General features: G+C 61.6%; 3 protein-coding genes. All 3 read left to right on the forward strand.

Annotated features, from left to right (window positions below):
* The first annotated feature begins 287 nt into the window (after positions 1 to 287).
* The 3 genes from BGE01nite_RS19555 (at position 288) to BGE01nite_RS19565 (ending at position 12,394) form a co-directional block, all read left to right on the forward strand.
* Positions 288 to 9,782 carry a DUF1800 family protein gene (locus BGE01nite_RS19555; RefSeq protein ID WP_146852780.1) on the forward strand — a complete coding sequence of 3,165 codons (9,495 nt, stop codon included), beginning with the start codon at positions 288 to 290 and terminating at the stop codon, positions 9,780 to 9,782.
* Between the two features lie 56 nt (positions 9,783 to 9,838).
* A complete protein-coding gene (locus tag BGE01nite_RS19560; protein WP_146852782.1) occupies positions 9,839 to 11,620 on the forward strand; it encodes a DUF1501 domain-containing protein in 1,782 nt (593 codons plus the stop codon).
* 150 nt (positions 11,621 to 11,770) lie between these two features.
* Complete coding sequence (locus BGE01nite_RS19565; RefSeq protein ID WP_146852784.1) at positions 11,771 to 12,394, forward strand: hypothetical protein; 624 nt, start codon at positions 11,771 to 11,773, stop codon at positions 12,392 to 12,394.
* The last annotated feature ends 45 nt before the right edge of the window (positions 12,395 to 12,439 follow it).

Raw genomic sequence — 12,439 nt, forward strand, 5'->3', positions numbered from 1 at the left:
GAAATCAGGCCTTTTGGCCGATTGACCAGACGCAGCTCCCATGCCGATCTCCGCCCGTTTCTGACGCAGAAAGGCGATTCTCAGGGTCTTTTGGTTGTATTAAGAGTATTGCTTGGACCCCTGTCGCGGACAGCAGGAGGAGTAAGCGGAAGACCGGTGGGCATAGCCTGACACGCATTGTCTTGACGTTGAGGAGGTTGGTTTGATAAACGTGAAAAATATCTGCTGGAACAACCAAGCCCGGTTTCCGCAGTTCAAGCGCTCCAACCCCGCTCTCCTACCTTTCCATGCGTGCTTTTTTGCGCCCTGCCGCGCCAACCCTTCTTTGTGCGATCGTGTCTTTGGCAGGTTTTTCGCCTCTTTGGGCAGACACGGACTACTACAGCACAGGGCCGGGAGCGGGAAGCCCCGACACGCTGTGCGATGTGTGGCAGGGCCTCTACAATGGCTGGGGCCTGGCGCCGAATGCTGACACGGACTTTGACGGGGCCTCCAACTACGTGGAGTCGGTGGCGGGCACGGATCCGCGCAATCCGAATGATGTGATCAAGGTGGGGAACACCGCCGTCACCAGCACGACGGTGACGTTCACCTTTGATGCGGAAAAGGGGAAGCGTTATCGCATCCTGAGCGATGCGGTGTCTCCGACGGGCACCTTTGCCACGGTGGAAACACATCTTTCGCCAGTGAACGGAGCCTCCCAGTTCATCCCGAGCACGAGCAATCCCACGCAAACCATCACGATCACGAAGTCCGGCGGGAGCAAGTTTTACAAGATCGAAACCACGGACTGGGACAGTGATGGCGACGGGGTCAGTGACTGGGCGGAAGGGCAGCTGGGCATGAACCCCGCCCTGGCGAGCTCGACCGGCAATGGTGCCTCGGACGGTGACACGCTGCACTCTCTGCTGTCCCTGACGGTGGAGTCCACGGCCAATGGCTACGAAAAAGAGGACAAGACGGCGAGTTCCCCGGTGCCGACTCCCGGCAAGCTCCGGCTGGTACGCAGCTACGGCACGATGGCTCTGAGCGGCATCGGCATGAACGGGGCGGCAGGGGCCACGGACATCACCAAGGCCAGCGCTTCTGCCGGTGACTATACGCTCAGTACGGTGAACATTCCGGCCGGGGCCGGTGTTCCGGGCACCCCTTATGAGGTTGCCATCACGCCGGTGCAGGACAGCACAGACGAGGTGCCCGAGGCTGTGAAGGTGACCTTGGATCTTCCCGGGACGTCCAATGTCCCCGGTCCGTCTGGAACGCTGACCATCGGCGATGCCAACCCCGCGAATGCTGAGAACACGCAGCTCTATGTGGCCTACCTGGGACATGAGTCTGGCGCGGCGACGACGGCCACCGGTTATGCCACGGCCATCGTGAATGGTGACAACACCAGCGCTTCCATCTCCGTGGTGTTCAACAACCTCTCCTCGGTGCAGAACACCGCTTACGTCCGCGAAGGCACGACCAATGACCTGGCCCCGGCGCTTCCCACCGGTCAGGTCTCGGGGTTTACTTATCTCATTGAGGACAAGCCCGGGCATTATTCGACGGACCAGGCTTTCCTGACTGCCCTTGTGGCCGGCCAGATCGGCTGCGCTGTCTCTTCCGCCAATTTTTCGGACAAGGAGATCTTCGGTCTTTTCAATAAGGCCTCGGGCTCGACGACCTTCAACCCGAACGCGCCTTCGCTGGTGGCACCGGACGCTGGAACCTCCGGCTTCCAGATCGTGACGGAGGAGCAGATCGAGCGAGACATCTGGCGGTTCATGTCCCAGTGCACCTGGGGCGGCACGACGGCCATGTATGACCAGATCCGCGCCAAGGTGACCACGCGTGTGAATGCGCTGGGTGCCGGCCCGACGGCCCAGGCAGCCACCAATGCTTATCTCCTGGGCCTGACAGACTGGCTGGACGACCAGATGAACTCCACGCTGACGCCGACCGTGAACTTCCAGACGCTGGTGATGGCGGGAGACAATGAGGACTTCATGCTGCGCGGCAACAAGCCGATCCATTACGCTGCCGATCCGCAGATCAACGGCGCCCGCTACACCGTGACCTATGATGCGGCGGGCAATCCCACTTTCGGCACCACGGCGGACAACAACACGACGAGCAACAACTACCCGATCGATGGCCCGAACCGGCGCCGTGAGTGGTGGGGGATGATTTTGCAGTCAAAGGACCAGGTGCGCCAGCGCTTTACCCAGGCGCTGAGCGAGATTCTCATCATTTCCGAGGCGGACCAGACCTGCGCCACCCGGCACTACGGCACCGCCAATTTCTGGGACATGCTGGCCGCAGGTGCTTTTGGCAAGTATCGCAACCTGCTCTCGCAGGTGAGTTACAACCCGATGATGGGTTTCTACCTCTCCAGCTTCAACAACCGCATGACCTATGACGCGGGCGGCGGGCTGATCGTGAGTCCTGATGAGAACTATGCGCGTGAAATCATGCAGCTCTTCTCCATCGGCCTGATCCTGCGGCATCCGGACGGCAGCCTGGTGCTGGATTCCTCAGGCCTGCCCATCCCCACCTATGATCAGACGGACATCACCGAACTGGCCCGCGTGATGACCGGCTTCACCCATGGGGCGCAGCATGCAGCCAGCTACTACGCGGCTTATAGCAATACGTCACTGCTCGCCAATCCCTCCACCTCCACGCGCACCAGCGGTCTCATCCTGTTCAACGGCTCCTCGGCGACCAACACCTGGTTCACGGCCCAGAACGGCCATCTTTTCTGGCCGGCACCCTGGGTCTATCCGATGAAGGCCATCGGCCGCATCGCTTCCACGCAGTATCATGACTTTGGCGCCAAGACTCTGCTCGCCGGCAAATCCGGTGAGTCGGTCATTCCGGCGCAGACCATCACAAGCATGACGGATGCGCAGACGCACGCTGCGGCGGATGTGGACCTGGCACTGGCGCACAACTGCCTCGCAGGAGATCCAGCCTCCAACACGGCCTACAACGGTCACCAGAACACGCCGGTAAACATTTCCCGCTGGCTCATCCAGCGCCTCGTCACCTCGAATCCGTCCGCAGGCTATGTCTACCGCGTGCAGAAGCGTTACCGGGACACGAACGGCAACCTCGGCGAGGTGTTGAAAGCTATTTTGTTAGACTACGAGTCACGCTCTCTCCAGCTTTCGGACAGCTCCATCTCGCATGGCAGGGTGAAGGAGCCGATCGTGGCTTTCGCGGCGACTTTGCGCGCTTTCCGCGCCTTCTCCGGCGCACCGATGTCCATCCTCGCGCAGGACACCGGTTTCACGGATGGTGACAGCCCGCTGCCCAAGGGCTATCCAGGCACGGAACTGGCCAAATACTCGACGGACAACACGAATCCGCCCTCGCTGCCTGCGGGCTGGGCCACCGGGCCGTTCCGCTTTCGTTTCAACGACCTCACGGGAGCCATCGGCCAGAGTCCGCAGCGCGCTCCTTCCGTCTTCAACTGGTTCCTGCCTGACTACATCCTGCCGGGGCCCATGGCCGAGGCGGGCTTGTTTGCTCCGGAACTGCAGATCAGCACCGAGGCCAACGTGGTGGCCAAGGTGAACACTCACTACAACTTTACTTGGTCGAATCTGGTGGGCATGTCCACCCAGCCGGGCTCGGATGCCAACATCTCCGACTTCCTGCTGAACAACAACTTCGCCACACCTGCGGTGCGCTTTTCACTCGATGGCGGCGCCACCTTCATCAACTCCCTCACCTTCACCTCGGCGAACTGGAACACTCCCCAGACACTGACTGTCGTGGCGGCCAACACGGCGCCCAATCTTTCCAGTGTGGAGAACAGCCGGCTGCGCTTCACCGTCGCCGGCACTGGTTCTGGCTTCGACAGCATTCCCACCACGCCGGTGGACATCAGTTACACGGACAATACTGCGCCTAATGAGGGCATTCTGGCTCTGCACAGCAGCTTCAGCACCTGGGTGCAGGAAGGCGGCAATACGGACACGGTCACCGTGCGCCTCCAGTCTCCTCCACCCACCGGCAGCAGCGTCACCGTGAACGTGGCCTCCACCAGTTCCCAGGCTTCAGCATCACCTTCTTCGTTGAGCTTTGACTCCACCAACTGGAACACCGACCAGACAGTGACGGTGACCGCTGTGCAGGATGTGGTCAGCGAGACCGCAGGCACGGCGAATGACACGCTGACATTCACCAGCGTCAGCAGCATCGGCGCCTGGAACAGCCTAACCACTTCTCTGCCTGTCAATGTGGTGGACAATGATGACGGTGCCAACAGTTACGGCATCCTCGTCACGGAGACCGGCGGCAGCACGGCTGTGACTGAGAACAACACGTTTAACGTCGCAACAGCAGGCATCGTGGACAGCTTTAACATTGTGCTGACGAAGCTGCCGAGCGCCACTGTCACGGTCACCATCACGCAGTCCACCACCACGGGCACGCAGCTCATGATGAACACCACCACGGGGGGCACGACCTTTCAGACGGCGGCGGTCACCCGCACCTTCACCACGGGCAATTGGAATGTGGCCCAGGCAGTGCTTGTGCGTGGCAACCAGGAGACGACGACGGAAGGCAGCTACCCGGCCAATCCTTACCATTACGGCACTCTCGCCATCACCGCTTCCGGTGGCAACTACACCGCCGTGCCGGCGCAGGTCGTCACCGTGCCTGTCACGGACGACGACAACCGCGTTATCATGGCGCACGCGGGCAACAACGAGACGCGAGTTGTGGAAGGCGCCACATCTGGCGCGGGTGTGGACACCATCCAGGTCTCTCTCCGCTTCGCTCCGACCGGGGGTGCCAATGTGGTCGTCAACCTTGGTTCCAACAGCATCATCTGCGAGCCTGCGAACCTGACCTTCACTCCCGCGAACTATGCCACGCCGCAGACCGTCAATGTCCGCGCGGCAGATGATGCGCTGAGCCAGGGCCTGCGCCGCGCCTGGTATCCCAATGTGCTTCCCTCCAATGCCACTGCCACTGCAACCCAGACGGGCGGAGTGGTGACGGCCACCAGCATCACCGCTGCAGGGGCTGGCTATATGACTCCGCCGAATGTCACGTTCAGTGCGCCGACCTCGGGCACCACGGCTACGGGCTTCTGCACATTAAATGCCACGGGCGGCATCGCCAGCATCGTCATTGCCAATCCAGGCTCTGGATACACCGGCAATCCTACCGTCACCTTCAGTGTGGTGCCACCGAACGTGACGAACTCCAAGATCATCGCCAGCGCCACGAGCGAGGGTATTCTCGACACCACGTATAACAATATTTGGTCAGCCACGCACACGGGTCTGGATGTGACCATCGTTGACAATGACATGGCTGCGGTTTCCATCACGCAGTCCGGCGGTTCCACCACGGTGGTGGAAGGTGGTGCCACGGATGATTTCACAGTCGCCCTCACCCAGCAGCCGACCTCTGACGTGACGGTGACGCTGACTCCTTCCACTCAGGCCACCTGCTCAGTGAGCACTCTCACTTTCACTTCTGCCAACTGGAGCACGGGCCAGAATGTGACCGTCACAGCGCTGAATGACGCGACGGTCGAAGGAGATGTGGCGACCACCATCGGTGTGCTGGTGACCTCTTCCGACAGTGCTTACAAAGGTCTCAAGGCGAACGCGGTGGGAGTCATGGTCATCGACAATGACCTTGTGCCGCTCACCGTTGCTCATACCAATGTCTTCACCGGTGTTTCAGAAGGTGGCACGGCAGGCACGGGAGGAACTCCCAACGTCTCTGACACCTTCACCGTCGCCCTGCCGAAGACTCCCACGGCCAGCGTCACGGTGACGCTGATTCCAGATGCGCAGATCTCTGTGTCGCCCACCACGCTGACCTTCACCACCACCAACAGCGGCACCGCGCAGACCGTGACTGTCACGGCCGTGGATGATGCCGCGGCCGAAGTCACGCCGCACAATGGCATGATCCGCTTTGCGGTCAGCAGCGCTGATCCTTTCTACAACAATCCCGCGCATCTGCCGGTGTTCGTGCCGGTCAAGGATAATGACTCCGCTGGCTTCAGCATCGTGGAAAGCAGCGGCAACAGCACGCCGACCGAAGGGGGCACGGATTCCCACACCCTCGTCCTCACGAAACAGCCGCCCTCCGGCCAGAATGTGGTCATTGATGTGACCTCGGCAGCTTCCGCTGACCTGCTGGTAAGCTCCTCCGCCACCTTCACCGGTTCCAATGTCACAAGCGGCAGCCCCACGGCCACGATGACGTCCACAGCGGGTCTGCTTCCGGGCATGTTCATCAGCGGCACGAACATCGCTGGCGGCGCGACCGTCAGCTCGGTCACGAACAGCACCACGTTTGTGATGAGCGCCAATGCCTTGGGCACCAGTACCAACATCACCATCACGGCCACCAGCCTGCCTGCGGCCACCGCGCGGCTGACGTTTACCAATGCCAACTGGAACACCACCCAGACGATCACCACGGTCGCGGTAGCAGACATGGTCACGGAGGGGCGCGAGGTCGCCACCATCAGTCACGCCATCGAAACCACTCTCACCACGGACGACACCTTTGACGCGGTGCCAGCCCAGACGGTGAACTGCTTCATCACCGACCAGCACCGCCGCAACGAGAGCCTCATCATGATCCAGAGCGGCGGCTCCCTGGGCAGCAATGAAACCGTGATCAGCGGTGGCAACACTTATGTGACCGAGGGGGATCCAGCCACTGACAGCGTGGACATCTATCTCTCCAATGCGCCGCAGTCCCAGGTGATCGTCACCCTCTCCGCCAACTCCCAGATGAGTTTTGACAAGCCCACGCTCGTCTTCACTCCCGCGAACTGGAGCGTTCCCCAGACCGTGCAGATCAGTGCTGTCGACGACACCATCAACGACACCTATGCCATTCTCGGGACCACGCTGACCCAGGCGGCGCAGGGGCAGACGCTCACCGCCACCGCCAGCTCGGGTGATTCCGCGTTCTTCGGTCTCACCGCCACCGCCACGGTGAACATTCTCGACAACGAGTCCCCCGCTGTGAAGATCGTGCAGACTGGCGGCATCACCACCACGACCGAGGGTGGGACGGGTGGCTCGAACATCGACACCTACACCGCCGAGCTGACCACGCCGCCCAATGGTGATGTGGTGGTCCGGGTGACCAGTGCCAGCACGACCGCCGGTCAGACAGTGTCCCCGGCAGCACTCACCTTTAACTCCGCCAACTGGAACGTGCCGCAGACCGTCACGGTGACAGTGGTCAATGACACGACCGTGGAGGGGAATCACCGCTCCAGCATCACTCACGCCATCCGCTCTGCCGTGGTGATCCCGCTGGTGAACTCCGCCACGACGAACGGCAACGCCACGGTGACTGTCCCGAATGTCGGCGGCCTCTTCACCGGCATGGTGGTCGCCGGTCCCGGCATCCCGCTGAACGCCACCATTTCGTCCATCAATACCACGACGAACACCTTCGTGCTCAGCTCCAATGCCACCGCGACAGCTTCGGGTGTTGAGCTGGCCGCCTACGGCACCACGCCAGATTCCACGGGCGCAGTGCTGCTGCTGACCAGCGGTGTCACCACCAGCGGCGGCACCACCATCACCTGTGCCAGCACAGGCGGGCTGCTCCCGGGCACGTTGCTTTACGGCACGGGCATCCCGGCAGGAGCAAAGGTGGCGAGCGTGACGAACGCCACCACTTTTGTCGCCAGTGCCGCTGCCACGGCCAGCGGTTCAGGACTCACTCTGGCGGCCATCACCGCCACCACGGACACCTCGGGGTATCGCAAGGTGCTAACCAATGGTGTGACCACTGCCGGCAGCACGGCCGTCACGGTGGACAGCACGGCGGGGCTTGCCGCAGGCATGAACATCTTTGGTCCTGGCATCACGAACGGCACCACCATTTCCTCAATCAGCAGCACGAACACCACGACGCTGACCTTGAGCGCTGCCGCCACCGTCAGCGGCAGCGGACTGAGTCTTCTGACCACCATCGCCGGCATTCAGACGGTCGTGGACAACATCACCGACAATGACAACCGCATCATCATCGGTGTGACGGGCAATGACACGCGGGTGCATGAGGACAGCACGGCAGGAGACACCTATTCCGTGGTGCTGCGCAGTGCTCCGACGCAGAACGTCACCGTCACGCCGGTCGCCTCTTTCAACAATGTCGCGAGCGGCAGCGCCGCCACCACCTTCGCTGCCCAGGGGCTGAGCATCAGCCCGGCCTCCATGACCTTTACCTCGGCCAACTGGAGCACCCCTCAGACCTTCACGCTTTCCGGCGCTGACAACAGTGTGAATGCCGAACGTGCCCGCACGGTCACGATCTCCCACACCAGCGCCAGCTCGGACTCCAACTTCAACAGCCAGACCATCCATCAGGTCGCTGTGAGCGTGCTGGCCAAGGACGATCTGCGCGTGCTTTTGATCGACAATCCTAGCGGTCATGAGAATGGCAACACCAGCACCTACCGGCTGGCCTTGAGTCGTGCCCCTGCTGCTGACGTCAACTTTGCCTGCACGGCGAATGCGCAGCTTCAGCTTGCCCCGCCGGTGCCTTCGGGCGGCACGCTTGTTTACGGAAGTTCTGCGAATCTCACCTTCACTCCCTCGAACTGGAACACGTTCCAGACGGTCACTCTTCGTCCGGTGGATGATACCTTGGTGGAACTGCTCTACAACACGGGCAGCGGCTATCTGCACACCGGTGGCGTCTCTCATGCCGTCACCAGCAGTGACCCGGCCTTCAATGGCCTTCCGGGTGGCATCGCGCTCATGACGATCACCGACAATGAAACGCCTGCGGTGCGCATCCTGCCCAGCGGAGGCAGCACGCTGCTCACGGAAGGCGGAGCCACTGACACTTATGATGTCGTGCTCAACACTGCGCCGACTGCCAATGTGACGATCGGCATCTCCACGGATGCACAGGTCACAGCTGACAAGGCCAGCCTCACCTTCACCAGCGGCAACTGGAGCACTCCGCAGACCGTCACGCTGACAGCGGTCAACGACGCCGCTGTCGAGGGCAGCCATTCAGGTGTTGTCACTCACGCGAATGCCGTCAGCACCGATGCCAACTTCACCTTTCTGCCGGTGCCTCCGGTCACCGCCTCCATCACGGATAATGAAGGTGCGCAGCTTGTGGTCACTCAGAGTGGTGGTAACACCGCTGTGGTCGCAGGTGGCGCCCATGATACCCTCACCATCGCGCTCAACCAGGCTCCGACCGCCAACGTTACCGTCACGCTTGTGCCGCCGATGTACATCGTTCCCGTGCCGCCTCACGCTAAAAACTGGGGCTACTACACCACCGACCTGTCAGGCTCGAACCAGCAGAAGGAGCGTGTCGTGCTCGACTACACCGAGTGGAACCTGCTTTACCGCACGACCTTTTACGCCAGCCTGGCCACTGCTTATGGCGGCAGTGGCAACATCCCTGCCCAGCCAAGTGATGTGAGCATCCAGAACGCTCATTGGGTGGCGACGAAGGCCCTTGTGGACAAAGGCGATCTCTGGTTCTCCGGAGGTACTCTCAAGGCCCGGTTCCCGACCTTGATCGAGCCTAACCAGGCACCGCCTGTGCCGCTGCCGGCGCTGAATGCGCGCCAGGCTCTCATGGACTGCATTTACAATCTGAGCGGCGGCAACACCAACACCAGCATCAACCGCTACCTCCCCCAGGTCACCTACGATCCGAAGAATCCGCCAGCTGGCACCTTCCATGACGAGGTCCGCGACCGTTGCCGCTGGACTGGCTACCTGATGAGCACCGTGATGAGCGGTTATGTGGCCCACTAAGCGCCCTCGTCCGAACCGTGACCTCAAATTGAAAATTTCAAGCTTCTCCGCCCGCCATGAACATCTTCCTCAAGAAAACTGAAGACCGCAGCAAGCCGAACCGCCGCGACTTTCTGGTGCAGTCCACCGCCGCTTCGCTGGGTCTGACCTCCGTCATCAACAGTCTGGCCCAGCTCAAGCTGATCGGCAGCGCCGCAGCTTCAGGAGCGGGAGACTACAAAGCTCTGGTCTGCTTCTTCCTCAACGGCGGCAATGACTCCAACAACCTGCTCATTCCTGCCACCTCAGGTCCTGCGCGAACGGACTACCAGAACGGCCGTGGCGTCCTGTCCATCACGGATGCCGAGTTTGACTACACGCCGGCCAATGCCACCAACGGCTACTGGAACGGCTCCAGCATCTCCACCTCCGCCGTCTCCAGCCGCATCACCCCTCAGAATGCTGCCAGCGCGTATGAACCCACGAACCGCACGGCAGGATATCTGAGTGGCGGCCTGGCCCTGCATCCCGGAGCGTATCCCCTGAAAACGTTGTTCGATTCTGATGACCTCGCCTTCATCTGCAATGTGGGCACGCTGATCGGGACCACCTCTGTCACGCGGGCGAACTTCAACACCCTGCCCGCGGCCGCCAAACCACCGCAGCTTTTCTCCCACAGCGATCAACAGGTTCAGTGGCAGTCTTCGCTGCCCGACCAGCCCTTCAGTCGTGGCTGGGGCGGCAAGATCGCCGATCTCCTGGCTGGCCTGAACAGCGGGGATCTCTCGATGTCGGTGTCCATCGCGGGCGTGAACAGCTTCCAGGTGGCCTATGATCAGCCGGCTTATTTCATGAATTCCGCCGGAACCGTCAGCGCTCTCAGCGGACTCACCGGTGGCTCTCCCTCCACCAGCTACGGTGGCGCGCTGCGGAACGTGAACCTGCAGCCCACCTACTCCAATCCGCAGAGCCTGCCGGGTAACAAGTACAACCCGCTGGCGGCCCTCAGCTCCGGGGCGGATCCTCTGGCCGCCACCAACTACCAGCACACTGCGGCAGGGTGGAGGCTGCGCGCCATCGAGCAGATGATGGCCCTGCAGCACGCCTCGCTTTTCGACAACGGTTACAACGGAGCGCCTGAGAATGCGCGCATCACCGAGGGGCTGGTGGGCAACGCCCTGGCGCAGACGCTCAACGCCGACGCCTCCTCCACGATGGATGTGCATTTCAACAACTGGTTTCCTAACAATCTTTACAATCCGCGCATCCCGGACATCGCCAGCCAGATGCGCACGGTGGCCCGCTTGATCGCGGGGCGCAGCGCGCTCTCCAACACCCGCCAGATCTTCTTCGTGCAGCTCGGCGGCTGGGATACGCACACCTCCCAGATCCCGGGCACCACCGTCACAGGCCACTACAGCCTGGTGAACCAGATGTCCCGCTCCATCCGCGCCTTCAAGGATGCCATGGATGCCATCGGCATGTGGGACAAGGTGATGCTCTTCTCGGCCTCGGACTTCACCCGCACACTCACGCCTAACAAAAATGATGCCACGGGCGGTTCCGACCACGCCTGGGGCGGCCACATGTTTGTCACGGGAGGCGCGGTCAAGGGCCGGAACATCTACGGCAGGTTTCCGGATCTCACGATCAACGGTGGCATTGACTGCACGGGCAACCGCGGCCGCTGGATCCCCAGCACCTCCACCGACCAGGTCTTTGCCTCGATCGCCAAATGGTTTGGTTGTGCCGACGGACAGATCGGCACGGTCCTGCCTAACTTCACGCGCTTCCAGGCGGACCTCAGCACCGGCACGTTGAACAGCAAGAATCTGAACTTCATCGACTTCACGGTCTGAGGCGGGGCACCGCCCTTGTTTGCAGACGCGGGGCGGGGCATGCCCGTGCTCACAGCACGGTGTGATGGATTTCACTGTGCGGGATTGCCGTGCGGACGATTCATTCGTAGTCTCGTTCTGCCGTCTCCTGCCACCCTCGTTCCCGTGCCCATGCTTCCCAAACGTCCAGGCCCCTACATCATGACTCTGCTGCTGATCGTCCTCGTGGTGATCGTGGCATGGATGTTTCATGCGCTGAGCTCTCCAGAGTTGCAGGAGGCTTTGTCAAAGAAGACGGGCACTCCGCCGTCTCCCGGAACTCCGCAGCCGGTGGCTCCGGTCCAGGATCTGCCTGACGCAGCGCCGCCGGTGACACAGAATTTTTCCGCCGGCGGGGTGGATGTGGCCCTCCAGGCCAAGGCGGACGAGCTGCACAACGAGCAGAACCCTCCGCTCAGGGATCTGGAGATTGTGGCTGAGTTCCTGGAGACGTATGCCAAGGGCACAGGCGCGGCGCCGGTGGGGGATAATGCCGACATCACCGCTGCCATCACGGGGACCCAGTTTCCGGGGCAGAAGGCCCGTGTTTTCCCGCCAAATAACAAGGCGGTGCGCAAGGGCCAGATCGTGGACCGCTGGGGAGAGCCGCTGTGGTTCCACCCGAATTCGGGCAATTCCATGGAGATCCGCTCCGGAGGGCCGGACAAGCAGCTTTTCACTCCGGACGATATCATCCTGAATCCGAGCCCCGGCGGATTTGGCGCTACGCCTGCAGCTCCCCCAGGGACGTTGTAATAAGTTGGTCACCAACTCAGTGGAGGGTTGACCTCTATCACAAAT

The organism is Prosthecobacter gellanilyticus (assembly GCF_007992435.1).
Lineage (GTDB): Bacteria > Verrucomicrobiota > Verrucomicrobiia > Verrucomicrobiales > Verrucomicrobiaceae > Prosthecobacter > Prosthecobacter gellanilyticus.

Bases quoted from the DNA above. Each gene is read 5' to 3' on its own strand.
- BGE01nite_RS19555 (WP_146852780.1), top strand. From the start codon at position 288: ATGCGTGCTTTTTTGCGCCCTGCCGCGCCAACCCTTCTTTGTGCGATC.
- BGE01nite_RS19560 (WP_146852782.1), top strand. From the start codon at position 9,839: ATGAACATCTTCCTCAAGAAAACTGAAGACCGCAGCAAGCCGAACCGC.
- BGE01nite_RS19565 (WP_146852784.1), top strand. From the start codon at position 11,771: ATGCTTCCCAAACGTCCAGGCCCCTACATCATGACTCTGCTGCTGATC.